This is a genomic window from Streptomyces sp. NBC_01669 (genome assembly GCF_026339735.1).
Lineage (GTDB): Bacteria > Actinomycetota > Actinomycetes > Streptomycetales > Streptomycetaceae > Streptomyces > Streptomyces yanii.
This window is the reverse complement of the sequence record NZ_JAPEQG010000001.1, coordinates 1,163,670-1,187,940: the sequence shown is the minus strand read 5'-3', so window position 1 is coordinate 1,187,940 and position 24,271 is coordinate 1,163,670. Positions and strand designations below refer to the sequence as shown.

Here is a 24,271-nt window from a genome sequence, read left to right as displayed (position 1 = left end):
GAAGGACTCCAACTTGACCTTGAACAGGGGTGTTATTGCCAGGGGTGCGGCACCTACGTCGTGTCGCGGGAGGTCGTCGCTGTGTGCGAATGCGCCGCCTACTTGGCCTGGGCGAAGGGGGTGAAGTGCGCCGGCGGGTGGTCGATGGCTAGGTCGGGCCGCCAGGCGGTGAGGATGTGGGCGCTGCAGACGAACAGGCCGTCGGGAAGCTGATCGAGAGGGTGCCAGGCCCAGTCGCCGACGCTCTCGTCCGGTTGTGTGGCCGGTTGCCCCTGCCAGGCGTGGACGAGCGCGCCGACGGTCACCCGCAGGATGCCTTCGACGTGGTCGACGAGCGTGCCCAAGAGCCTGACGTCGTCAAGGCGGGCGATCAGGCCGGTTTCCTCACTGAGTTCGCGGACCGCGGTCTGTTCGAAGGACTCGCCGGCCTCGACGGTTCCGCCGGGCAGTTCGATGGTGCCGCGACGATGACGGCCGAGGAGGAGTCCCTGCTCGCTGACGAGGATGGCGCCCACGCCGACGGCGGCGTGCGCCACCGGCGGCCGGGTGCTGCGGGAGCGACTGGAGACCCGCGCCGGCCGGTCGGGCAGGCGCCGGGCGCGGATGAGCTGCTGGACGACTGCGGCGCTCTCGTCGGGGTGCGGGAACAGGTCGATGGCCTCGACGCGGAAGCCGTACTCGGTGAGCAGGTCCTCCCACAACTGTGGTGCCAGGACCCACATCTGTGTGGGCAGGGTCGGGTCGTCGCGCAGCAGGATCATCTGCTCGCGCGGCGCCACCTCCGTGGACGGACCGCGGCCGTCCAGGTCGGTGTGCAGGAGCGAGAGAATCAGCGGGGCGCCGGGGCGCAGCCCGTCGCGCAGTGCCGGCAGCGAACGGTGCGGGTCGATGAAGGCGAGCGTCCCGATCGCGTACGCGGCTTCGAAGGGCTCGAGTTCGTTCAGGCAGCTGACTACGTCTCCCTGGAGGAACTCCGTACCTTCAACGTCCGCGTGGGTGGAGATGGCGCGCTCGTGCTGGGTCGGAGAAAGTTCGATCCCGGTGACGCGTGCTCCGCGGGCTTGGGCGAGGTGAACGGCGTGGTGGCCGGCTCCGGAGCCGACGTCCAAGACGCGGCGCCCGGTGATGTCACCAAGGACTTCGGCTCCCGGTCCGACCCCGTCCCAGGGCGTCCAGGCGAGCTGGTCGGGGATGGGCGGGGTGTAGGCACGGGCCAGTTGCCGCTGGCCGTAGATCGTCCAACTCTGTTCGTTGGCAGGCGGTGTGCTCACAGGGCTCTCCGATGGGGGTGGGCGGTCGCGGTCAGGTGTCAGGGCCGCAATGCGTAGCAGCGCAGTACGTCGAGGTCCGCGGTGCGGACGATGGACCACCCGGCGGTGAGTGTCTCGGCTTCGGCGTCAGTGATCCCGAGGCCCTTGAGGCTGTCGGTCGCTTCGCGACGGCCTTCGATCTCGGTGACGACCCAGAAGCAGCCGCCGGGGGTGAGCAGTTGACGTACCCGGTTCAGGAACAGGTGCTTGTCGTCCATCCAGCGGTAGACCAGGCGGCAGGTGATGGCGGCGTACGCCGTGTCCGGCAGGACGTCGAGGCCGTCGGTGGTGATGTCCGCACAGCGCCAGGTCGGACCATTGCTGGTGTCCGTGTCCTGGGCGGCGGCGAGAGCGACCGCGCTGGGGGCGCAGTCGATGCCGGTAGTGCGGTAGCCGAGCTGGTGCTGGAGGTGGCGTGCGAGGGCCCCGTCGCCGCTTCCGATGTCCAGGGCAGGACGTCCGTCTCCGGGGCCGAGGTGTTCGGCCAACAGCGTGGTCTCAGTGGGTGCGAGCTGCCGGTACCGGCGGCCGTTGGCCCACAGAGGGTCCCAGTAGTTTCGTGCGGTGGAGGCGATCACGGGCGTCCCCTTTCGGGCCGGTCGGTGGCAGTCGCGGTGGGCGCCGCTCGGCGTGCAGGTCATGCGCCCCAGCCCCCCTCGCTGTACAGCTCCCCGTTCTGGATCTTCTCGATGGCCACCCGGGTGTAGGGGACGAGGTCGTCAGGGAGCGCGGACGGATCCCAGAATTTCCACTGGGTGCACTTGTCCGGCTCACGCAGCTCCGGCTCGCCGCTCCAGACGCGGGCGCGGAAGAACAGGCCCATCCGGGGCCGATTCCCGGCATGGTCGATGTGGTGAACGACGTGGACGAGTTCGACGTCCTGGCGCTCGATGTGAAGGCTGGCCTCCTCCCGCGCCTCCCTGATCAGGCAGGAGATGGCGTTCTCCTGCTCGCAGTGGCCGGCCAAGGCGTGCCAGGTGGAGGGCGCGAACGCGGAGTCGGGGTGGCGCAGCCCGAGCAGCACCGTCCCGTCGGGCCGCTCCAGATAGAGGTGGACCCCGATGACGTTGAGGACCGTGCCGTGCGGAGAAGCTCGGCGCTCCTCCTGCGGTGCGAGCCGGCTCCGGGGCGCGGTGTTGGCCGGGAGACTGGCGGCGTGGCGCCGTACGAGGTCGCTGGTGGTGTCTGCGATATGTAGTCGGTGGAGGTCGTCGGGGGTGAACCAGGCCAGCATCACCCCTTCCGTCAGGTGAAGTTCGCGGGGATCGCCGTTCCAGCGGCCGGCGTGGATGGCGATGGGCACGGTCGCGCCGTCGTCGTTGGAGGTGTACTCGGTGGCGAACGGGGTCAGGCCGTCGATGTCGAGGCCGGCTTCCTCGGCCAGTTCGCGCCGCACGGTGTCCTCCAGCGTGGCGTCCTGGGGCTCTCGGCCGCCGCCCAGCAGGGACCACATGCCCGGCTCCCAGATCAGGCCGGGGAAGTAGTCGCGCAGGTGGAGCAGGTACTCGCCGCGATCGTTGTAGATCAGGGCCGAGGCATTGGCCGCCTCCGGTTCAACCTGGAGCGGGAGCTTGAGCAGCTTCTCGCGCAGGGTCGGGGAGGACACCCGGTCCGCAGGACGCCACTCGATGCCGCCCACCTCTTCCTCCTGCAGCACCACCGGCACCTCGTCCGCGGTGTGCAGACGGAAGAGGAACCGCAGGTCGAAGTGGACGTGTCCGGGTTCGCCTTTGCTCGGGCGGGCGTCCATGTCGTGGATGTCGATGTCCAGCGGCACGGTTTCGTAGCCGGGCCACGGCGTGACGGCCTGGGGTGGGATCCCGGTCTCCTCGTGCAGCTCCCGCAGCGCCGCTGCTGGCAGGGTCTCGTCGGAGGGCTCCGCGTGTCCGCCCGGGGGGAGGACCTTCTTGCTCGCCAGGTGCAGTACGTGCAGGACGTGGCCGAGCGGGTCGACGACGATCGCGGCGCAGGTGACGTGCCCGGTGAAGGTGGAACGGCTGGCGATGTCGGTGGGGTCGTCGAGGGCGCCGAGGAGGGCGCCGAGCTGATCGCGCTCGTAAGGGTGGCGAGCGACGTAGGTATCGACGGTGGTGCGGATGTGATCGTGCGACAACGGCATGGGCAACACCGTTGCGTTAGCGCCGTGAGCGGCTATTGAGGCCGTGGTCGAAGAACGCGACGGTGGTGCGGACGGTGTAGTTCTGGCTGGTCGTGGGGTGTTGTCCGGCGTTCGGTCCGTACTTGCTGGTGGGGTTCTTGCGGGTGCGGGCCTTCACTCGTTGCCGTCGGTGGGCGGGCAGGAGGGCGTCCAGGGCCGCGTGGCCGATCGTGCCGACCAGGTCGACGAGGGTGTTGGGGAAGATTCCATGGCCGGCGGTGACGGTGTCGGTTGCGGCGGCCAGCAGGACGGTGAAACTGATCCGTTCCATGGGTACTTCCGGCCGACCGGTCAGGGCGTCGTCGCCGGCGCGGATCAGAGCCTGGTAGGCGGTGAGCAGGGCGTAGACCTCCTGGTCGAGACCATCGATGCTGCGGGAGCGCAGGACGCGGCCGTCGAGCATCGTGGCCTTGATCGAAAAATACGTAGTTTCCGCCTGCCACCTGCGGTGATAGAGATCAACGAGCTCGGCGGCCGGATAGCGGACGGGGTCCAGCAGGTTGGTGATCAGCCGCCACTGCTCGGTGCGGACGGTGCCATCGGTCAAGGTGACGGTGAGGGTTGCCTCGATCACGCGTACCGGCAGCAGTACCCGCAGGACGCCGTAGCCGATGCGGGCGATGTAGGAGCCGTCGCCCAGGTGCTCGGCGGGGGTGGGGACACGGCGGGCCCCGGAGCGCACCAGGAACCGCGCCCCGCTCTGATGGACGGCATCAAGGAACTCGTTGCCGTCGAAGGCCGCGTCGGCCAGCAGGAGCATCGTCTTGTCCAGGGCGGCCAGAAGCCGCTTGGCATAGGGGAGTTCACCCTCGGACTCCGGTCCGAAGGCGGCGGCTATGAGCGCGCGGGTGCCGCACTCGACCAGGGTCAGCAGCCGTAGGAGCGGATAGCCGAACTCCAGACCCTCCCCGGCCCGTTTGGGGTAGCGCCAGGTGAGCGTCTCGTCGTCGGGGGTGTGCAGCAGGGTCCCGTCGACGGCCACCGTGCGCAGGCCCCGGTAGAAGGACCCGTCCTGACCGGGGCGGGCGACGGGCCCGGCCAGTGTCTCGAACAGGCGCCGCAGAGGTGCGGCCCCCACCCTGCGCCTGGCCCGCGTCAGCGAGGAGACCGCGGGACGCACCAGGGCCAGCGGGGTCAGGGCGGCGGTCAGTTTGGACCACACCGTGCGGTACGAGCGGTGCTCGAACAGTGCGAGAGCGAGCACGAAGTACACCACCACCCGCGAAGGCAGCAGTCGCAGGCGCTTCTCGCGCCGGCCGGTCTCCTCCAGCACCGCGTCCACCAGCGCAAAGTCCACGACCTGGGTCAACTCCCCCAGATGACCCGGCGCGAACACACCCCGGGCTGTCTCGATCGTGGACGTGATGACAGACTTCTCCTGCAACGGGATCCCTGACCTTGATCGACTTTCTTCGCCGATCGTTGATCTATCAGGTGGTCCCGTTGCGCTGTTCAGCAGGGCTTGACGTACAGCTCAGAGGTCAAACGCAACGGTGTTGACGGCATGGGCTACCTCAGAGGTGCGTGGAGCGGGACGAGTCGAGGCGGGGTGGTCGTTCGGGTCAGCTCAGCTGCATCCCCTCCGCGGGGATCTCCTCGATGGCGGCGGCGCGAGCGCTGGGCAAGCCCCACCGCTCCCGTGCTGTCTCCACCGCGAGCTGGGCTTGCCGCGCTCCGGGCGGCCCCCAGCCCAGCAGGGCGGCTGCCTGGGCGGGGGTGGCGAGCAGGCGTGCGAAAGGGCGGCCGGTGGCGGGGTCGACGGCCGCCGACCCGATGGCGGTGACCCGGGCGGCCAGGCGAAGCCGGGCATTGGGCCCTACCCCGCCGTAGACCTCGCCGGTCTCGTCCAGCACCCACCCCAGGCGCACCGGATCGCCCAGGGTGAGTTGGGCTTCCTCGGCGGCTTCCCGATGGAGGGCGTCCTCGGGGGTGGTGTCTGCCTTCTCGACGGTGCCGCCGGGCAGCATGGGCAGTGCGCCCCGGGGACCGGGGTCGGCAACGAGAATTACCCTGCCGTCGGGGACGAAGCACCACGCCCAGGCTTGTTGCACGGGAAGCTTGTCGGGCACCGGGGTCCGGTTCAGAGGGCTGTCCCACATGGGGCGGTAGCGGACGTGGACGTCATGGCGATCGAGCGCTGGTACGTCGAGGATGTGCCGGCCGTCGGCGAGGTGAGCGGTGGCGGTGTTGCCGAGCCGGGCACGGTAGGCGGCGAGCATGATCTGCCCGTCCACGGCCCGCAGCTGCCGCACCGCGTCCCGGGTCTCCAGGAAGGCGTACTCGGACAGCTCCTCGCGCGGTGGGCGGATCGCCTCCACCTGTTCGGGAGTGAGGGTTCCCCCGTCGAAGACGAACCGGATCTCTCCGGGGCAGTTTGTACCGGGCTGATCGACGGGGTGGTGTGGGGGGAGGGAGTGGACGGCGAGCACTCTCGCCAGGGGCAGGTCCACCAGGCCCAGCTCCTCGGTGATCTCGCGCCGGCAGGTGACGTGCGGGTGTTCGCCGGATTCGATGACGCCTCCGGGCAGCAGCCATGAGTCGTCCTGGTGGTAGGTGGGGTGGACCAGCAGGACCCGGCCGACCTCGTCAGTGATGATCGCGGCGGCGCCGATCCACGCCGCGTGCCGGTCTGCGGTGAAGTGCGCCACGGACGGGTTGATATCGGGTGCGACGTGATCCGAGGGGGAGACGGAGGAGGCCACGTGTTGGTGCCTTTCGGGACGGTGGGCGGGGGCGATCATGCGGTGCCGCCGCTCATCTGGCGCTGCAGCTCCCACAAGGAGTGGAAGAGCCCCGGCTCCTGAGTGAGCTGGGTGTAGGTGCCCTCCTGCACGATCCGGCCCTCGTCCAGGACCACGATCCGGTCGGCGACGGCCACGTTGGTGAGCCGGTGTGTGATCAGCAGGACGGCGCGATCCTTGGCCAGCTCGCGCAGGCCGGCGAAGATCCGGTGCTCAGCGCGGGCGCCGAGGGCGGCCGTGGGTTCGTCCATCACCAGCAGCGCTGCCTGCCGGTGGAAGGCGCGGGTAAGAACGAGGCGTTGCCACTGCCCGCCGGAGAGCTGCTGCCCGCCGAACCATTCGCTGGTCAGGAGGGTGTTCAGACCGGAACGGAGATCCGGCAGTATCTCCGCGGCGCCAGAGGACTCGCACGCGGCGAGCAGTGCTGCGTCGCTGGTGTCGCCCTGCCCGAACGTGATGTTGTCGCGCATCGTCAGCGGCAGGTACGTGAACTTCTGCGGCACCAGCGCGACATGCTCCCATGCTCCCCACGGATCGAGGTCCGCTGTAGAGGCGTGGTCCCAGGCCACGTCGCCCTCGGTGGGCAGGAGTAGGCCGCACAGCAGGCGCGAGAGGGTCGACTTGCCGGAGCCGTTCTCCCCGACGAGCGCCACGATCTCGCCGCGCTTCACGTGCAGGGAGACGTCGCTCAGGCTGTCTTTGGGGGCGCCGTCGTAGCGGTAGGTGACGTCGCGGACCTCGAAGCGCTGCGGGGCGGCGGCCAGCGGTTTGGTGCCTCGGGAGTCGGTCATGGCCTGGCCGTGTGCGTTGTCGAGGAAGTTCTGCCAGTCCTGCACGTACCAGCCGGTTCGCACCATGCGGGCCCCGCCGTTGATGATGCCGCGCACCGAGCTGGTGGCGGTCTGGAGGGCGAAGACGGCGCCGCCTCCGGCCGCCAGGCTCATACGTCCCGACGCCAGGAGCCACAGCAGCGCCGCCCACACCGCGATCGAGGCGACCCCGCCGGCCACGGCTCCGGCCAGTCCCATCCAGACACCGGTGTTCGCGGCCTGGCGTTCGGCCGCGTTGACGGAGGCGGCCAGCCTTCGGTACCGGCCGACCAGGAAGGGCCCGGCCAGGCAGGCCCGCATCTCCTCGCTGGACTCCATGTAGGCCATGTGCCAGCGCAGCTTGCCCAGCATCCGGCGGCGCCCGGACGTCTCCAGACCGGCGAGGTAGACCACGCGGGCGGAGCGGACGTAAGCGGCGGCCTGTGGCAGGCACGCGAGGAAGAGGAGGGGAAGAAGCACGGGGTGCAGGACGGTCAGCACGGCTGCGCTCGCGGCGAGCGTGGCGGTAGCCGCGAGGATGTCCTGCGCTTCTTCGACGAGGTCGGGGGTGACCTGGGCGCCGCGGTCTGCGATGTCGTAGGCGTCGTTGTAGCCGGGCTTGTTGTTGGCGGCCAGTTCCGCGCCGAGCGCGGCCTCGACCATCGTCAGCTCCGCTGCCCGGCCGAGCACCGGGCGCAGACGGCCGGTCAGCCAGACGACCGCGATGCCCAGCAGCGCGCGCAGGCTGGTGGCGGCGGCGATGACGGTCAGCTGCGGGGCGGCGTCCCACAGCCGCTCGGTGATGTCGCCCGAGGAGATCAGCGCGGTGATGGTGCCCGTGACGGCCAGGAGGCCGAGGGCTGCGAGGACGCCCGTCCCGATCTGGCACACCAGTAGTCCGATGGTCGCTGCTCGGTCCACACGCCAGGCCATTTGGACCGAGCGCCGTACGAGTGAGGGCAGGCGCCGCGCCATGGTGCGGGAGGTCAGCTGGGAGCCGGCCTGGAACCGTGACTCGTCGCGGTAGAGGTATTCCTCTTCTCGAACACTGACCTCTTGCGGTTCGTCGTCCGGCGAAGCCCCTTTCGGTGGTTGCGGCGGCTGGTCCTGTGTAATGGCCGAGGTCATCGTTCCCCCTAGGACGGTCACTGCGGCAGAGTCGTGAGGTCTAACGACACGGACGCGATATCGAACACACGTCATTCGGTCGTGCTGGGAAGCCCCCTATTTCCTGTGTGACGGTGGTCTGCGAGCCCGGGGCCTTGGCCTGGCTTGGAGCAGCTCCGAACCGGAGATGGCCGAAACGCCGACACTGTGAGAAACAGGCCGGGCGAAGTTGGCCAGAGACATGTCGGCGACCGATCCGCTCGGCCGGTTGGCGTCGGCGCAGGCCCGGCTATCGAGGGGATCATCGGCTCGGGGCTGGGTCGGCGTACGGGCCGCGGCGAACTGGATCAGCTGACTGGCGAGTTCAGCGGATGGCTGGGGTAGTTGGAGGGCGTCGGGCGTCACGTCTGCGCATTCGACGTTCCCTCCCTTAGCGAGCGGGGCGAGTTGGAGCTGAGTCGGTGATTGAGGTGGCGGTCGCAGACTTCGGCGGCGACCGAGGTTGCGTCCCGTAGTGCCTTCTTCAGGGGTGCGGGGATGTTTCCCTTGTCGAGGCCGGCCGAGTCGACGGCAGCCGACAGCACATGGTGCTCGCCGTAGCTCATCTTCTTGCGGCAGGCGGGATGAGCGAGGACATCACGCGCGACGTACCCGTCTCCGGATGCCGTTGCCTCACGGGTGAGGCGGCGTGCCGCTTCTGCCTGCCGGGCATGTGGGGAGAGGTCGAGCGCAGTCAGTCCGACGCGGGTGCGGAAGAGGGCAAGCTCGGGGGGTGTGTCGAGGGCCAGATAGTGCTTCACCATCGTTTCGACGTGGGCGGTCGGGTCCTCGCCGGCGGCGCTGCGGCAGAGAGCGGCGAGGCACGCAGCGACCGCGTGCTCCCAGTCCTCCACCAGGGTGCTCTGGTTCAGGTACTCCTGTGCCTCGGCGGGGCGTCCACCGAGGCAGCGGACGAGCACTTCCACCTGGCGCCCGTCAAAGAGGCGCTGGCCGACGCCGCGGTGCTGCTCGCTGTGTTCCCGTGCGCGGTCCCAATTGCCTGCTGCCACGAGGGCGCGGGTTCCATCGCCGAGGAGGACGGTCCACAGCCACTGGCAGACTTGCTGGTGGTCGCTCGCTGACTGCGTGAGGTGCGTGAAGGGTAATGCGTGGCCGTCGATGACTGCGTCCGTCTTCGATTTCACCGCTCGGTTCAAGGAGTCGAGCAGCTGGTGTGCGCCGTTCCCGTCGCCGTCGCGGATGAGCAGACGTGCCAGGTTGACCAGGGGCTCCAGGGCGTACCGAGCCTCCTGCGCGCTCAGGGGTTGAGCGCGCAGGAAGACTTCGGCGTGACGTCGGCACAGAGTGCGCGCCAGGTCCGGCATTCCGCAGTCGCTCGCGATCAGCGCCGCCTTGTTCAAGGCGACGGTCGCGGAGTTCAGCTTGCCCTCGCGCCCAGCGGCGCGAGCGAGGTTGCTGATCTCGCTAACCCGATCAGCAAGCGGCGGACAGGCCGGACGTAGTCGGGCAACGAGCGGGAACCGCTGCGCTATCTGGCCGACGTCCATATCACTGCCACTCGATGACGATGCGGTTCAGCGCGTTGTCGAAGGCGAAGCGGCCGGGCTTCGGCGTAGACGGGGTTGCGTCAAGCGACTGGATCTCGAACCCGACGTCGAGCGGCCGGAAGTCGCGGTTCCAGGTGCGGATCTGGTCCGCGACGTCTCCGGCGAGCGCCTCGGCGTCGGGGCCGTGGCCGATGACGCCGAACTCGTACAGGGTGGCGCCGTCGGGGGCCTTCTTCGCGTACGGGCGCCGGGTGAGATAGGTGAGCGTGCCGCCCTCGAAGACCGCGGTCGAGGACTGATAGGGCGCGGTGACCAGACCCTTCTCGATTGCCTCTGCTTTGGCGGGCATCCTGCTCAGGCCGTTCGGCATGGCGCAGGCGAGCCACAGCTCCAGGTACTCCGGCGACTCCGGGCCCCGGAGGGTGACGTCGGTCCACACTTCGGTGCGCGGCTGGCGGAAGATGTCGCGCAGGGCGTCCGGGTCGACCTTCTGGTCTCCGTTGGTGACGAGGGTGACGGTGTTGTCGGGGTCCAGGGGAACGAAGACGCGCGGATCGTCGGCGATGCCCTGCCGCAGCGGCATGAAGGTGTTCATCTGGCTGCCGACACTGCGCCAGGCTCCGTCCTGGTTCTCGAAGGCAATCGAGCGGGAGACGCTGCCGCGCAGGCGTAGCGGGGTGAGGAGCCGTCCGCCGGGGGCGAGCTGGTCGAGCCAGGCGTGGGGCACGGCGTGGGCGCCGACGGTGGCTTCGATGCGGTCGTACGGTGCGTTGCGGGCGTGGCCCACGGCTCCGTCTCCGAGGATCACTTCCACGTTGTGGATGCCGGCGGCGGCCAGTCCGCCGCGTGCGCCGTCCACGATGTCCTGGTCCACGTCGATCGTGGTGACGTGCCCCGTCTCCCCGACGAGGTAGCCGAGGAGTCCGGCGTTGAAGCCGGTGCCGGCCCCCAATTCCAGGATCTTCTGGCCGGGTTGGACGTCGAGCTGTTCCAGCATCATGGCGACGATGTCGGGCTGGGAGGCGCAGCTGATGGACGCGCCGGATTCGTCGAACTTGGTGTTCACGGGGGCGTTGCCGTACGCCTTCTCCAGCGGGGCGTGTGGAACGAAGAGGTGGCGGGGCACGACCCGCATCGACTCTTCGACGCGGGGTGACTGCACAGATCCCCTCTCGATCAGTTGGTCGATCAACTGGGAGCGCAGGCGGTCGGCGGAGCTGGCTTCGATGGTGTCACTGTTCACCCCGGTGACCGTAGTGCTCGGCGCCCCCTCGGCTCGGGTGGACGCGGAGTTGTCGCTCGTTCCCATGACTGCTTCTTTCGCGAGTGTTGACAAGGTGTGCTGGTCCTCCGCAGGGAGGCCCAGACGGTTCCAGTGGAAGATGCCGTGGTGGGCGATCACGGCCCGCAGTCCTCGTTCCAGGCGGCCCTGGCGGTTGAGGTCTGCGAGCTGCTGGCCGAACCACTCGAACGTGGCTATCCACTCGGCCAGCGGCGCGAGTCGCCCCTGCATGACGCTGAGGCTGGTCGTGCTGACGTCGACCGTCATCAGCCGGTGGACAGCGACCCTGTGCCGTTGCGGGCTGCGGATCTCCTCGCCGGGGCGTTCGGCCGCGATCCTCGCCCAGAGGTCGCCCTGCTCGTACCAGTCGAGTCCCGCCGCGCGCATCGCCACGCTGAGCAGGAGGACCGCCAGTTCGCGGCGCCCGAGCCCGGGGTCGCCGGCTGCCTGCTGGCGGGCAAGGTCGTCCAGCACATGACGGCTGTCGTAGTGGAAGAGGGTGTGCGCGATCTTCATGGCGGCCGGTCCGCCGAAGGCAGCTTCTTCCGGCTCGTAGATGCCGTGCGTCCAGGAGGCGAGGTCGCCGGCATCGACCAGCTCGTCCAGGGCAGCATCCAGGGCCTTCGCGGAGTCCGGGTGGGCGGGGCGGTAACGCAGCCGCCAGCAGGGGGACTTCCGCAGGAAGGACCACTGGGCCAGTTCCGACTCGTGGGCGATCAGTACCGGGAGCAGATGCTCCACGGCGGTGGCCTCCGCGTGGCTCCAGTCGGTGAACTGGATAAGGCGTTGCGTCCATGCGTCCGCGGCCATGTTTCCCTCTCTTTGCAGGCTAGTTGGTTAGGAAGCAGGTGTCCCACCCGGACGCGGACGGCGTTCCGGTGTGGAAGGAGTGGAGTGCCAGGGCGGTTCCGGCGGCCCCTTCGAGGAGCCCGATGTCGCCGCCGCCGGGAGGGGCGATCAGGGAGTCCGCCAGCGCGCCGGGGGCGGCGCCGGTGATCGGGGCCAGGAGCCGGGGCAGGAGGTCGGTGACGCCAGGAGAGATGGCGTCGCCAGCGACGAGTCGCGTGATGTGGGCCAGGCCCGCAAAGCCGTGGCACAGGGAAAAGTCCTCGGTCGCGGCGAGCTGGCCGGGGTCGGTCATCGCGCGCAGGAGGGCGGCCTCGGCCATGCGCTGGCGTACGGGATCGTTGAGGGCGAGGGCGGCGAGTTGCTGGGCGCGGGCGAGTCCTGCGGTGCCGTAGCACCAGGACGGCCGGGAGGGCCCGGGGCCGGGCGTTCCGGACCGTAGCTGCTCGCGGGTGATCCAGTAGGGCCACCACGGGCCGGTGGGGCTGTCCTGCTGCCAGTGGTCGAGCCAGGCCAGGATGCGGGTGATCGCGTCGAGGTGGCCATCCACGGTGATGCCGCGGCGGGCCGCCAGGGACAGTACGGCGAGAGGTCCGCCGATGCCGTGGGCGACGCCGTTGTTGGAGTGCCCTTGCGGATAGTCCGGGGAGGTCTTGCCGGAGGGAGCGAGATGGCTCCACCATCCGGGCAGGAGTTCCCCCTCGTGCTTGACCGGCTCGGTCAGCCGGACCAGGTACGTCAGGATCTCCTGGAGGCCGTCGGTGTGGAGGTCGCGGTGCAGCAGGAGCGCGCCCAGTCCGCTCAGGCCCCGGATCGCGTCGAATTCGGCCAGCGCCGGCATCTGGCCGCGGTCCGTGCGCGCGTGGGCGCTGACGAGCCGGTGACGGATCGCTGCCGTGACGTGCCGGTCGAGGGTGTCCAGGGCGCGGGCGTAGCGTCCGGGGCGGTCGGCGGCGGCGTGCAGGGCGAAGGCGAGCGCGGGCGCCCCGTAGTAGAGGTGGCTGTCGGTGCCCCCGATGGCGGGTTCTGCTGCGGCGCAGGCGAGCCAGTCGTGGGCGCGCTGCCACGGCCCCTGGTCGGTGCGGGCGCGCTCGATGTGCAGGAGCGCGACACCGGCCGCGCCGTGCGCGAGTGACTGCGGCCACCAGCCCTGTCGGTGATGCAGCCCCCGTACGTCCTGCGGTGCGGCCAGCCGTTCCGCGATGGTGTCGGCGGCGGCCCGTGCGCTCTCACGCAGGTTCATGGTGATCTCCTCGGTGGGTCCAGGCCGTCGCGGCGGCGTGGGCCAGCCGTACGCACATCCGCTCGTCGTCCTTGTCGATGCCGACGGCGCGGATGTGGTGGGCGTGCAGCAGCGAGTCGAGAACGAGGTCCGGGTCAAAGTCGCCGGACGCGTTCAGCATCTGCCGATAGCGGGCCAGGGCCTCGGCGCGCTCGCTCCAGGCGGCAGCGATGGCCGCGCCTCCTGGAGCCGCGCGCAGGCCGGCCCAGTCGTCGGTCGGATCGGCCAGACGTACCGCCTCACCGAGCACCGTCCGGTCAAGGGGATGTGGGTCGGTGATCCGGCCGTGGGTGATCAGCCAGTTCATGCCGGCCGTAGTGCCGCCGGTGAAGGCGGCGGCCAGGGCGACGAAGTTCGCGGCGGCGAGGGCCTGTCGGCGGGGTCGTATGCGCTGGGCGAACTGGACGGCCAGGGCCCGGGAGTCGGCGGCGAAGACCTCTTCGGCCAGGCTCATCAGCGGCCCGGTACCCCACCGGCCGGTTTCCGGGTAGGACGTGGCGAACTGCATATCGGTGAGGAGCCCGGCTCGGCGCAGCCCGGCCGCCCAGGCGCTTACGTGCTGCGCGGTGAGTGCGAAGTCCTGCTCGCTGGGGACCGCGATGCGCAGGCGCAGGTGCCATCGAGGGTCGCGGTAGCGCATGTACCACCACGTCGGCGGCTCGTCCCACTGGCCGAGAAGTCGGGGAAGGTGGTCGGTAAGAATCTCGGGCTGTCGTTCGACGTGCCCGTACAGCTTGACCAGCAGCCATGGGGTGGTGCCGGGAAGGTGACCGTGTTCGCGGGTGAGGAGTCGGTCAGCGGTCACGGGCGGGGTGGCGGGCCACTGCGGCGGGCGGGCGGCCGTCATCGGGGCGATGATCTCGTGGGCCCGTCCGTCGAACCAGCCCCCTCCTGAATCCGCTTCGGTCAATACGGCCGACTCGTGGGTGTCCAGGTGGGCGCGCAGCAGCCCGAGGTGTGCTCGTTCGGATAGGTCCAGGGGTAACAGTTGGTCGCCTTCGGTCAGCGCGACGTCGTCCGGAACGCGGCGGCGCGTACGCCATTCGTCGGCCGCTTTGTGCCATTCCTCCCAGGAGGCCCGGCGGTCGGGCAGTTCCGATCGGTCCAGCAGCCACCGGGCCGGCGAGAGGATTGTGCGGCCGTAGCGGACGCGCGGCAGGAAGGGCAGGGCGGTGGCGGACGCCCACGGGAATGCGGTCAGGACAGCCGTCTGGGAACGGCTGATCTCGGTGAGGAAGCGAGCGAGCGGCGGCGTGTGGCCGCGCAGGTCGAGGGCGTGCAGCGTCATGGGGTCCAACAGCCGCGCACGGGACAGGGAGACGAGGTAGAGCCTGCGGCGGTCGCAGCCCACAGCAAGGTCATCGAGCGTGGCGGTGCGTTCGTCCACCGGGCGGTGCTCCGCCAGACTGATCACGGCCGGCAGGAGTTCACCAACGCGGGTGACGTTGGTGTCGCCACGTTCGAGAGGGGCGAAGGAGACCTGGGTGGGCAGGGAGCCGGGCGCGTTGACCGGCATTTCCTTCAGCATGGTGGCCGCGCGGGCCTGATCCTCTCGGGTGAGCAGTCCCAGGCTTCTGCCGATCGTGGTACCGATCCCGCGGGAAAGTGTCATGCCGTGGAGGGTGAAGTCGTCGTCTTCGAGCGCGGCTTGTGACGTGGCACGGATCCGGAAGCGTAGTTCCGTGTGGGCCGGCACCTGCGTCGTGTCCGGGTCTCCGACCGTGAGCGTGCGGATCAGTTCCTCGTCCAGGGTGATTTCGTCGCGGCCGTCGAGCACGGCCGCCTGGGCGAGGGAGAGCAACCGCTGTTCACGGGGAGACAGGGCCTCGCGCTGTTCGGGTTCCGCGTCGCGGTATCCGGCAGGGAACCCGAGGCCGACGTCCGCATCCACGACGTCCCGGACAGGGACGAGCGAGTTGATGCCGTACCGCTCGAAGAACCGGTTGTGGAAGTCCTTCCAGGCCGGCGTGCCGAAGGGGTACGCGGTCAGCCGGGCCAGCACGGTGGCGGCCCCCTCCGCCTCGCGGGCAACCTGCGGGGACAGAGTGAGCGAGCAGTCCATGCGCAGGTCCAGTGTGAGGGGCTGGGCCTTGGCGGGGCTCAAGGCCGTCATCTTCTGGCGCAAGGCGGTGCGCAAGCGCCGGCCGTCTGCCGGGGCAAGAAGTTGGTTGTGCTGACGGATGGCCTCTCGGACCGCGCGCAGGTCGGCCACGAGGTCCGCGGTCGTCGGTGCGTCGACGGCCTCGGACTGCTCGACCAGGTGATCGAGGGCGTCGAGGGTGGCGGAGGGGGCATGCAGGCTGCTGACGAGCACGCCTCGCTCGACCAGGCTCCTGACGAGTCCTTCTGCCCGGTCAGGTGAAACGTCGGGGAAATCGGCCTTGATCCGTCCCACGACGGTGTCGAAGGGGATGGGCGAGGCGGCGGCTTCGACAGCGATCCGTACGGCGGTGGTGTAACGGAGGGACACCTCGGCCGCGGGGCTGTCCTCCGCGCGGCGTGAGCGAGGCGGATAGGGCACGATCAGCCGATCTCCGCGTACGAAGGCGGTGTTGTTGCTCATCACCGCGAGCTGCCGCAGGAGTTCGGGTTTTGCTTCCATGCGGGCGATCAGGTCGGCGATCCATTCAGCGTCGGCGCGTGCGACGGTGTGGTGCCATGTGCCCCAGGTCCATCCCGGCTGTGCTCCGAAGGAGGCGGGTGCGATGCCGGCGAACAGGCCGTTGGGGGTCGCTCGGCCCGTCATCCGCAACACATACCGCATGACGGACACGACCGTGCGCCGTAGTTGACGGATCTCGGGTTCGGCAGCCGAGCACAGGGTGTTGATCTGCTGCGCGAGCACGGGGCTGGCCTGCTCGATGGTGTCGGCGATCTCGGTCATCGACCAGACGTCACGCAGCCATGCCTGCCACCGAACCTGCCGGGCCGGGGTGTCATCGGTGAGGTCCGGCCAAGCGGGCAGCGGCAGCCTCGAGTGTCGGGCGGCGCGCAAGAGTGCCATGTCCGCGCACCGGTACAGCGGTCCGGCCTTCCTGGAATCCATGCGCCCTCCCTGGTTCGTGGTGTGGGGGGTGCCAGCCCGCGCGGCGGATGACCGCGCGGGCTGGCACGTGTGCGTGCTGTGGGTCAGGCCACGTTGGTGGCGCACGGGCTGGAGCAGGTGCTGCCGCAGCCGTCGTCGGTGAGGTTGATCAGCGTGGCCTGTCCGTCGCCGGACTCCAGGACGCTGATATCGAGGTCGAACTCGTTGTTCTCCACGTGCTGTCTCCTTCAGAGGGGTGCGCGGCTCCCATCGAGCCGCCGGGGGTGTGCCGCGTGAGCGGCGCCGGCACGGCATCGGCGCCTTGCCGGTGGTCTGGGGTGGTCAGGTGCCGCTGGACACGCAACTGGTTCCGCAGGTCGAGCCGCATCCGCCGTCGGAAGCGACACCGACTGCGGCCGTCCCACCGGACTCGACGACGCTGATGTCGAGGTCGAACTCGTCGGTTTCCATCTGCTATCTCCTTCGCGAGGTGTGCGGCTCAGAAAGCGCCGCTGAAGGGGTGCCGCATGTGCGGCGCCGGCACGAATGGAGCGCTGTGCCGGAGAACTGGAAGCGGTCAGGGATGCTTGAGGCCCGTCAGACCGCTGTGGTCTGGGGTTCCGATTGGAAGCGCGCTGCGGCTTCCATGGCTCGGGTGAAGTGCTCTGCGCGCTCGTCTCCTTCGGCCTCCTGGGCGCGGAGGTCGCCGAAACGGGCCCAGTACCGTCGGCAGACGTCGCTGGTCATGACCATCGAGGCGAAGAACGGCAGCTGTCCGTCGCGAATGAAGCCGAGGCGGTCGCGCAGGCTGAGGGCGCAGATGAGCTGGTTGGCCTTCAGTAGCTGCATGTACTCCTGGACGTCCATGTCTTCGGGGGTCCAGAGCTTGGCCAGGCCGGGGTTGGTGGACAATTGCGCCAACCAGTCGAGCTGGTTCCGAGCGACGGTCGCCTCGTTCCGCTCGGCCTGGTGCCGCGCATGCTGCCGAAGCCGGGCGGCTCCGACCACGGCGGTGGCGAGGGAGACGGCGGTGCCGGCGGCGAGGACAGCGGTGGTGAGCTTCATACGGCAGCGGTCCCTTTCAGGTAAGAGTGATCGGTGGGTTGGTCGGATCGGTGGAGTGAGCGGGGCTCGCCGGGTCATGCGACCTGCGCGAGCACGACGGTCGAGGAGTCGCCGGGCTGGTGATCCTGGGTGAGCCGGCGACGCACCGTCTCCAGGGCCGCGGCGATCGGTGACAGTCCTACGGAGGCTCTTCGCTGGTCCAAGGAGTCGGGCGCGCGCACCGGACACAGCTCAACCCCTGTTGCGATAAGGACCTGTTGAGTCCCGAACTCCTGGGGGCGACCGCTGTTGGCCAGGGTGCGGTCGTAGAGGTGTGCCCAGTGCTGGATGCGCGCGTCGCCGTCCTGGACTGCGCGTTCCAGCAGGGTGGTGGCCGCCCGCTGGAAGTCGGCGTCGCCGTCGGCGTGAAGAGCCAGGCTCCATGCGGCGCGCGCCGCGTCGGGGCCGATGAGGCGGTAGCCGGGCCAGTCATGCTCGGCCAGGATGCGGCGCATGATCTTGGTGTCGGCGTGGTCGGCGTGACGGTCCTGGCCGAGCTGCACGGCGTCAAGGTGGTTGCGCACGCGCTTGGCCCGGCGCGCTGCAGACTGCGCTGCGCGGACGATGAGTTCGCGGGCGAGGTCCGGCCGCAGCGGATCGGAAGCCGTCACGCGATGCTCCGACTGTCAGCGGCGGACTGCGGCTCGTGGACCCGACACCCGATGAGTGCGCCCAGTCCAGAACGCTGCTCGGCGATGAGTTCGAGGCGAGCGGCCCGCTCCTCGTGCTGCCCAGTGCCCGATCCGCGCACGTCCCAACCCATGTCGGTGAGCCGACGAAGTAATGGGGCGATCGGATCAACGTCGAGGGGGTGACGGGCAAGAGCCTCGGCACGCACGAGCGGCAGGTCGAGTCGGGCGGCGAAGTCGGAGGCCCACAGAGTGATCAGCTGGACGGTGTTGTCGGAGCGGTCGGGCAGGGTGTGGACGCAACTCAGGAAGAGGCACGGGCCTTGGCCCCATCCGAGGTCGGGGGTCCGCTGAGGGATCATGCAGGCCAGCAGCAGGCCGTCCTCGAACAGTCCGGCCGGCTGCGCCTGCGAGTCACGGAACAGGGCGGGGATATCGGCTCGGGCGGGTACCGACAGGCCGCGCATGGTGAGCCAGCGCTGACGGTCCTGGACGAGCGCGACGGCCTTGTCTCGCTCGGCGTCCGTGCCCAGAGTCCGCATCTCGTACACGGTTGCTGGCGCCCGCTCGTGCAGGGGCGCGGGAGAAGGCTCGGTGACCGGCACGGCGGGCGATGTGTTCACTGAGCCGCTCCGTTCTCCACTGTGCCGGTCAGCCTGGTGCCCAGCAGGCCCCACGCGTGGGCCAGGACGACGAGCTGGTTGACGTCGGCGGCCCCGGCCCCGTCGAGCAGCTCGTCGAGTGCGGATCCGAGATCGGCCGGGGCGATCTTGGCGGCGAGAGCGGCGTCGCGGGGGGTGTTGTGCTCCGCGACCGCCCTCAGCAGCAGCTGCTGCTCTGCGTTGAGCTCCGGCGCCGGCCGGTCCGTCGTGGGCGGGGCGACCTGCTCAGCAGCAAGCAGCAAATGCACGAGCACCTGCGGCTTGCAGCGGGGCGGGCAATGGACGCTCACCCGGATGTCGCGGAGGTACTGACGGACCGTGTGGGGTGACAGCCCGGTCCTCGTGACGATGTCTTGGGAGGTGAGGCCCTCCACGAGATGCTGGGCGACGATCTGGTGGGTCGGCTTCAGCGGTGTGATCGGTGCGCTGGGCGTCATGGACGGGAACACGGCTTTCTCTTTCTCGGCTGGCTTGGCGGTCACCGGAAGGGGTGTCGCCGGTCCCCGCGGGGGACGGGGGCCGGCGACACGGGCCGGTGCGAGGCGGTCGGGATTCACGGGGTGCCGCGCACGGGGGTTCATGCGGCGGTGGGGTCGGGCTGCGCCCAGGCGGTTTCGGAGGCGAGGCGTTCGGACCACTGGATGGGGTCGTCGTCGAAGGCGGCGTCGGCGAGGCGTATTCGCTGGACTTCGCCGGTCCCGGCCGGAGGGTAGGTGTGCTGGATGTCGCGCCACAGGCGCTGGAGGACGTAGTCGCGGTCGAGGGCCTGGGCGCCGTGCAGTTCCATGGCGTCCTGGGCTGAGGTCATGGCCCACTGGTGGCCCAGGTACTTCGCGTTGATCAGGTCGCCGTCGCAGGACAGGCCCTGGTCGAGGAGGTGCACGGACTGGTAGGCCAGGATTCGTCCGGCGCGCAGGCGGGCCTCCATGTCACCGACGCGGTCCCGCAGAACCGGCAGATCGGACAGGGCGCCCCGGTAGCGGGGGCGTGCCTGGAGACGAGCGGTCGTGGTGGCGACGACAGCCTCGTGGATCCCGAGGCTGACCGCGGCCAGGTTGGGGCGGCCGTACAAGATGCTGCTGCTCTGCGCCACGCTGAGCCCCTGGCCGAGCTCTCCGATCACGCTGTCCGCGGGGACGCGGACGTGGTCGAGGTCGAGGCGGCCGGCGGAGAAGCCGTGCAGGCCGAGACCGGAGCGGTGGTCGGCGATGGAGAGCCCGTGGCGGTCGGATTCGACCATGAACGCGGTCAGCGCCTGCGAGGTACGAACGCCCGCCTCGGCGGTGCGGGCGAGCACGAGGTGGACTCCCGCGAGGTGGCTGTTGCCGATGTGGGCCTTGCTGCCGGTGATCACCCACTGGTTACCGACGCGTTCGGCGGTGGTCTCGATGCCGCCGATGTGCCCGCCGGCGGTCGGTTCGGTCACCGCGATCGACAAGAGAAGCGAACCGTCCGCCACCTGCGGCAGCCAGCGGCCCTTCTGCTCATGCGTGGCGAAGTGCAGCAGGGCGCCGACGGGGATCAGGGTGGCTTGCAGGATGGCCGCGGCAGCCGCCGAGACACGGGCGATGCGGTGGATGAGGACCGTCTTGGCGACATGGCCGGCGCCCAGACCGCCGAAGGCGGCCGGGACGGTGACGGCGAACCAGCCCCGCGCGGCCATCAGGTCGGCGACCTTGCGCTCCACCCTGCCCGGGGCGGCTTCCATCCGCGCGACGCGCGGCGCGACGTGCTCGGCCGCGAAGGCGTCCGCCTCGTTCCACAGCAGGTCGTGGCGGGCGGTGAGATAGGGCCGCAGCGCCGGAGGCGGTGTGGCGGGTGTGGCTGGCATGCTCGTCTCCCTCTCCCTGGTTGAAGTTCGCGCGGTGGAGCGGCCGGGGAGCGCTAGCGGCTCCGGGGCGGGGCGGTGGAGCGGGCCTAGCGGACGGGCGCGGAGGTGATGCTGCCCATCACCTCCGCGCCAGAGTTGATGGTGATGTCCCTGATCCGTTCGGCTTCGCTCAGGGGCCGCTTCTCGGGGTCAATGACGCAGACCGTGCCCAGGACCACGCCGCTCTCGTGGATGAGCGGGGCGCCGAAGTAGGAGCGGATCCCGACCGCGTCGACCACGTGGTTGCCGCTGAAGCGGGGGCTGGCGTGCACGTCATGCAGCGGGAGGGCCTTTTTGCGCTTCACGACCTCCGGGCACCAGCCGTGGTCGTGACTCATGGTGCGGCCGACGATGACGTACCCGCTGTCCGCCGGCGGCTGGTGCAGTCCGACGAAGGTCTGCTCTACCAGGAACAGATTGACGAACCCGTACAGAAACCCGGCCTTCTCAGCCATGTCGCGGGCCAGCTCGTCGAAGTCCTCGCTGGCAGCGGGGGACACGCCCAGGCGCTCCAGCAGCGCGTACCGCTGCGCCAGTTCGGTCGTCTGCTGGGTGTGCGGGCCGGTGACGGCGGCGCCTGCCGGGATGGAAAGCCCGTGGGCGCCGTCGCGCATGCCGCGTTGCGGTAAGGCCAGCGCGGGTGGGGTGGCCTGCGACACGAAGTGGGAGTTGTTGGGCTGATATGACATCAGGCGTCCTGGAGAGTTGTGGTGGATGCGGGGTGAACGGGGCCTTCCGATGCGTGCTCCACGGCGTAGCCGACGAGGGTCAGCAGGACGCCGGCGACGTGGTTCGGATTGCGGGCGTCCCACGAGGTCGCCCGTGCTCCCGCTGCCCAGCCGGTCGGGACGTCGGTGACCACCGGTACAGAGGCGGGCAGGTCCAGGGCGGCGCGGACCTGGTCGGGGTGGTAGAGGTGTGCTCCGTCGAAGTGGTTCACGGCTACGACGAAGGGCAGACCGATGTCTTCGAAGAAGCTGACCGGGGTGAAGCTGTTTTCCAGGCGGCGGGTGTCGACCAGGACGACCGCGCCGACGGCTCCGCGGGAGAGGTCGTACCAGAGGTCGACGAACCGGTCCTGGCCGGGCGTGCCGAACAGGAACAGTTCCAGAGGTTTGGGCGCGTCGGGGAGGCTGAGGCGCCCGAAGTCGAAGGCGACCGTGGTGGTCTGCTTGGCCTCGACACCCTCCAGGCTGTCCACGTCCGCGCTCGCCTCGGTCAGGTATTCCTCCGTGCTCAACGGCGTGATCTCGCTGACCGCGCCCACGGCGGTGGTCTTGCCGGCGCCGAAGCCGCCGGCGATCACGATCTTCAGCACGGTCGGTGCACCAGCATGCGAGTGCGACGAAGTCCGCAGTCCCACAGCCGGGTCACCCGGCCTGGCGGTAGGGGATGGCATCGGGAAACTTCCTTTTCAGGGCCACCGAGAGGGCGGCCAACAGGTGGGTGGTGGGGCGTTCGTCCGCGTCGGTGTCGGCGGCGGCATAGGCATCTGTGACGGAAACGACCAGGGCGTGGGCATCCAGGAGGTCTGAGACGAGGATCTTGGCGGCGGTGATGGGGCGGCCGAGCCGTCCCGCAAGCTCGGTCACCGAACGCCGGTGCTCCCGGCACAGCGCGAGGATCTCTTCGCATTCCTCGGCCTGGCCCGGGCCAGGCCGTCCTGGGCCGAGGTCCAGCACGGTGTCCAGCCCGAGCAGGTGCCGGGGCTCGGTGCGCCCGCGCGTCAGCGTGTAGGTCCGCACGAACGTCGAATCCTCGGCCGCGTCGCCGTAAGTGCTCACCGGACCTCATCACCCGTGCCGACTCGTACGGGGATCTGCATGTAGGGGGCGAACTTCTGGATCAGGCGTCCCGTTTCGAATCCGATGGGGCCGGCGTCGGCGTCCGGGGCGGCGATGACGTTGAGGACGGTGTCCACCACGCCGCGGTCGTTGCTGGGATGGTCTTCGAAGGCCGCGCTGCGACCGGCGCTCTGGACGAAGAACAGGCAGTCGTCGCGCTCGATGATGACCTGCCTGGCCGGCCGCTTCTGGTGGCTGGGGCCGGTGGTGTTCGACGCGAGGGAGGCCACTCCGCTGAGCGCGGCCGACAGTTCGTCCGCCCAGTCTTTGTCGACTTCGCTGTCCAGCAGCCGCAGCCCGTCCCGCGACAGGAGGACGGCGTGCAGGACGCCCGGAACATCGGCGACGAACTGCCGTAGCAGCCAGGCCATGTCGTCACGCTGATGGCTCGCTGTCGCCTCGGAGGCGGGCGTCACGCCGGTCGTCACGTCATTCATCTCAGGGTGGGTGCTCATGGGGATCGCTCCAGAAGGGGGATAGGGCCGGTGGATTCGTCCGGGCGGCCGGGAACGCGGAGGGGCGGGCGCTGGTCAGGGTCTGGGCTGCTCTGCCGAAGCGGGAAGAGAACCGGCGGCCCCACCGGCCTTGACGCCGGTGCGGAAGGCGGATGCGAGCCCAGGCGTCGCTGCCGCCGCAGGGGCTTGCTCCCGCTCACGCGGTGGAGGGAACGAACCGGCCTGCCGCGTACGCCGGGGAAGGTCGGGTGCGGGTGCAGCGTGTCCCGCCTCGTCGGCTCCTGGCGTGCCCCCGGCGATCGGGTGGCTGACCTGGCCTGCCGAGGGGTCGGCCGTCGCTGCGGCAGCTTGCCGTTGTGGGGGTGTGGCAGGGCGTGCTTCCCGGCGGCGAGTGCCCACGCCACCGACAGGGGGAATCGTCACGAGGAGCCGTGCTGGAATGACGACCAGGGCCGTGGTGCCGCCCGTTACGTTCTCCTGCAGGAGAACGGACAGGCCGTGCGACTGAGCGATCTTCGCGGCGACCAGCAAGCCGAGCTGCCCGGCTCGTACCTGGCCGCTGACGTCGACCTGGTCGGGAGCCTTCAGCAGACGGTTCATCTGGGCTCGGATCTGCGGATGCATGGAGATGGCACGGTCCTCGACCTCGACCGCCAGCCCGTTAGGCACCCGCTGCGCCCGCACTGTCACTTTCGTCGCCGGGTCGGAGCACTCGCACGCGTTCTCGATTAGCTCGGCCAGCAGGTGGGTCAGGTCCGGACCCACGTGTCCGGGAAGACCCAGCTCACCGCCCACGGAACCGGCCGCCACCACCACGCGCGGGTACTGCACCACCTCGGACATCGCACCGCGCAGCGTGGTCGTGACAGGGACCGGCTGGCGCGCACTGCGCAGGGACTGCCCGCCCAGCACCGCCGTGCTCTCCACCTGACGGCGCATTCGCGTCACCAGGTGATCGATCTCGAAGATCTTCGTCAGCAGCTCCGGGTCGTCGGTCAGCATTTCCAGCTGGCTGAGTGCCGCCAGCGCTTTCCCGACCAGGGCATGTTCCCGCCTGGCCAGGCGGCGCAGCACTTCCAGTAGGACGACGGACTGGGACTCGTCGTGCACGCGTATCAGCGAGGCGACGGCCTGCACCTGGAGTGCACTCAACGCCTTGTCGATCTCCGCGGTCGCACTGGCCGGCTGCGGCATCTGCATGTCCGGCAGCGGCGGCCGTGCCCCTCGGCACAGCTCGTCCGCCGACCACTGCACCGACTTCTCGACGGCCGCGGCAACCCCTACGACCGCGGTCAGTTCCGCTGTCCGACGTTCCTCTGCGGCTGCCTGCACGGTGCCCGCGGCCGTTCGCACGCCTCGGGCCGCCACCAGCGCGACGCCGGTCAGTCCGCAGACCAGGCCGGCCAGGAGCCAGCCGAGAGGAACCGCGGCCGTCGACCAGGCGGTGAAGACGGCGCCCAGCAGAGCTGCGAGAAGCAGCAGGGGCGGCACCACGGCACGACGAACACAGTGCACAGTGAAGGCATCGGTCCGTGGGGGCCGCCGTCGGCGGTGGCCGGTCGCGGCCGGCCGTGTCGGGTACGCGCTGTCAAGCATGGGA

Annotated in this window: 21 protein-coding genes and 1 pseudogene; all 22 read right to left on the bottom strand. The window is 69.8% G+C overall.

The genetic code is table 11. The features are described from left to right. Positions 1–98 precede the first annotated feature (98 nt). The 22 genes and pseudogenes from OG972_RS05280 to OG972_RS05175 all read right to left on the bottom strand — a co-directional run bounded on the left by OG972_RS05280 (position 99) and on the right by OG972_RS05175 (position 24,267). Positions 99–1,271 carry a bifunctional class I SAM-dependent methyltransferase/NUDIX hydrolase gene (locus tag OG972_RS05280; RefSeq protein ID WP_266978708.1) on the bottom strand — a complete coding sequence of 391 codons (1,173 nt, stop codon included), beginning with the start codon at positions 1,269–1,271 and terminating at the stop codon, positions 99–101. 38 nt (positions 1,272–1,309) lie between these two features. Continuing rightward, the gene (locus OG972_RS05275; RefSeq protein ID WP_266978706.1) at positions 1,310–1,888 is read right to left on the bottom strand and encodes a class I SAM-dependent methyltransferase; all 579 of its coding nucleotides are present in this window, start codon (positions 1,886–1,888) and stop codon (positions 1,310–1,312) included. A gap of 59 nt (positions 1,889–1,947) precedes the next feature. Next, positions 1,948–3,429: an NUDIX domain-containing protein gene (locus OG972_RS05270; protein WP_266978704.1), complete on the bottom strand. Its 1,482-nt coding sequence runs from the start codon at positions 3,427–3,429 to the stop codon at positions 1,948–1,950. A 16-nt stretch (positions 3,430–3,445) separates the two neighbouring features. Then, on the bottom strand, positions 3,446–4,852 hold the full coding sequence (locus OG972_RS05265; protein WP_266977849.1) for an IS4 family transposase: 1,407 nt from the start codon (positions 4,850–4,852) through the stop codon (positions 3,446–3,448). A 178-nt stretch (positions 4,853–5,030) separates the two neighbouring features. Continuing rightward, entirely contained in the window at positions 5,031–6,116 is a 1,086-nt protein-coding gene (locus OG972_RS05260) for an NUDIX hydrolase (protein ID WP_266978703.1), read from the bottom strand. 89 nt (positions 6,117–6,205) lie between these two features. After that, positions 6,206–8,146, bottom strand: coding sequence for an ABC transporter ATP-binding protein (locus OG972_RS05255; RefSeq protein WP_266978702.1), 1,941 nt, complete (start codon positions 8,144–8,146; stop codon positions 6,206–6,208). 380 nt (positions 8,147–8,526) lie between these two features. Then, the gene (locus OG972_RS05250) at positions 8,527–9,672 is read right to left on the bottom strand and encodes a hypothetical protein (RefSeq protein WP_266978701.1); all 1,146 of its coding nucleotides are present in this window, start codon (positions 9,670–9,672) and stop codon (positions 8,527–8,529) included. 1 nt (position 9,673) lies between these two features. Next, the gene (gene fxlM / locus OG972_RS05245) at positions 9,674–11,764 is read right to left on the bottom strand and encodes a methyltransferase, FxLD system (protein ID WP_266978699.1); all 2,091 of its coding nucleotides are present in this window, start codon (positions 11,762–11,764) and stop codon (positions 9,674–9,676) included. Positions 11,765–11,783: 19 nt separating this feature from the next. After that, positions 11,784–13,043, bottom strand: coding sequence for a lanthionine synthetase C family protein (locus tag OG972_RS05240; protein WP_266978697.1), 1,260 nt, complete (start codon positions 13,041–13,043; stop codon positions 11,784–11,786). After that, positions 13,030–16,128 (bottom strand): lantibiotic dehydratase, encoded by a 3,099-nt coding sequence (locus OG972_RS05235; RefSeq protein ID WP_266978695.1) that lies wholly within the window; start codon positions 16,126–16,128, stop codon positions 13,030–13,032. Before OG972_RS05235 ends, OG972_RS05240 begins: the two co-directional genes overlap by 14 nt. Positions 16,129–16,211: 83 nt before the next feature. After that, a pseudogene (locus tag OG972_RS05230) lies at positions 16,212–16,328 on the bottom strand (FxLD family lanthipeptide); the annotation flags it as partial. 121 nt (positions 16,329–16,449) lie between these two features. After that, complete coding sequence (gene fxlA, locus OG972_RS05225; protein WP_266978692.1) at positions 16,450–16,578, bottom strand: FxLD family lanthipeptide; 129 nt, start codon at positions 16,576–16,578, stop codon at positions 16,450–16,452. Positions 16,579–16,704: 126 nt separating this feature from the next. After that, on the bottom strand, positions 16,705–17,172 hold the full coding sequence (locus OG972_RS05220) for a DUF6082 family protein (protein WP_266978691.1): 468 nt from the start codon (positions 17,170–17,172) through the stop codon (positions 16,705–16,707). 74 nt (positions 17,173–17,246) lie between these two features. Then, a complete protein-coding gene (locus OG972_RS05215) occupies positions 17,247–17,822 on the bottom strand; it encodes a DUF6624 domain-containing protein (RefSeq protein ID WP_266978689.1) in 576 nt (191 codons plus the stop codon). Next, positions 17,819–18,463, bottom strand: coding sequence for a hypothetical protein (locus tag OG972_RS05210; RefSeq protein WP_266978687.1), 645 nt, complete (start codon positions 18,461–18,463; stop codon positions 17,819–17,821). Before OG972_RS05210 ends, OG972_RS05215 begins: the two co-directional genes overlap by 4 nt. Continuing rightward, positions 18,460–18,984, bottom strand: a complete 525-nt coding sequence (locus OG972_RS05205; protein ID WP_266978685.1) for a DNA-binding protein — start codon at positions 18,982–18,984, stop codon at positions 18,460–18,462. The genes OG972_RS05210 and OG972_RS05205 overlap by 4 nt, the downstream gene beginning before the upstream one ends. Positions 18,985–19,079: 95 nt before the next feature. Continuing rightward, positions 19,080–20,333: an acyl-CoA dehydrogenase family protein gene (locus OG972_RS05200; RefSeq protein WP_266978683.1), complete on the bottom strand. Its 1,254-nt coding sequence runs from the start codon at positions 20,331–20,333 to the stop codon at positions 19,080–19,082. 86 nt (positions 20,334–20,419) lie between these two features. Continuing rightward, entirely contained in the window at positions 20,420–21,061 is a 642-nt protein-coding gene (locus tag OG972_RS05195; protein ID WP_266978681.1) for a GAF domain-containing protein, read from the bottom strand. After that, a complete protein-coding gene (locus OG972_RS05190) occupies positions 21,061–21,690 on the bottom strand; it encodes an ATP/GTP-binding protein (RefSeq protein ID WP_266978679.1) in 630 nt (209 codons plus the stop codon). The genes OG972_RS05195 and OG972_RS05190 overlap by 1 nt, the downstream gene beginning before the upstream one ends. 52 nt (positions 21,691–21,742) lie before the next feature. Beyond that, on the bottom strand, positions 21,743–22,156 hold the full coding sequence (locus OG972_RS05185) for a DUF742 domain-containing protein (RefSeq protein ID WP_266978677.1): 414 nt from the start codon (positions 22,154–22,156) through the stop codon (positions 21,743–21,745). Beyond that, positions 22,153–22,671 carry a roadblock/LC7 domain-containing protein gene (locus tag OG972_RS05180; protein ID WP_266978675.1) on the bottom strand — a complete coding sequence of 173 codons (519 nt, stop codon included), beginning with the start codon at positions 22,669–22,671 and terminating at the stop codon, positions 22,153–22,155. The genes OG972_RS05185 and OG972_RS05180 overlap by 4 nt, the downstream gene beginning before the upstream one ends. A 75-nt stretch (positions 22,672–22,746) precedes the next feature. Continuing rightward, the gene (locus OG972_RS05175; protein WP_266978673.1) at positions 22,747–24,267 is read right to left on the bottom strand and encodes an ATP-binding protein; all 1,521 of its coding nucleotides are present in this window, start codon (positions 24,265–24,267) and stop codon (positions 22,747–22,749) included. Between the last annotated feature and the right edge of the window lie 4 nt (positions 24,268–24,271).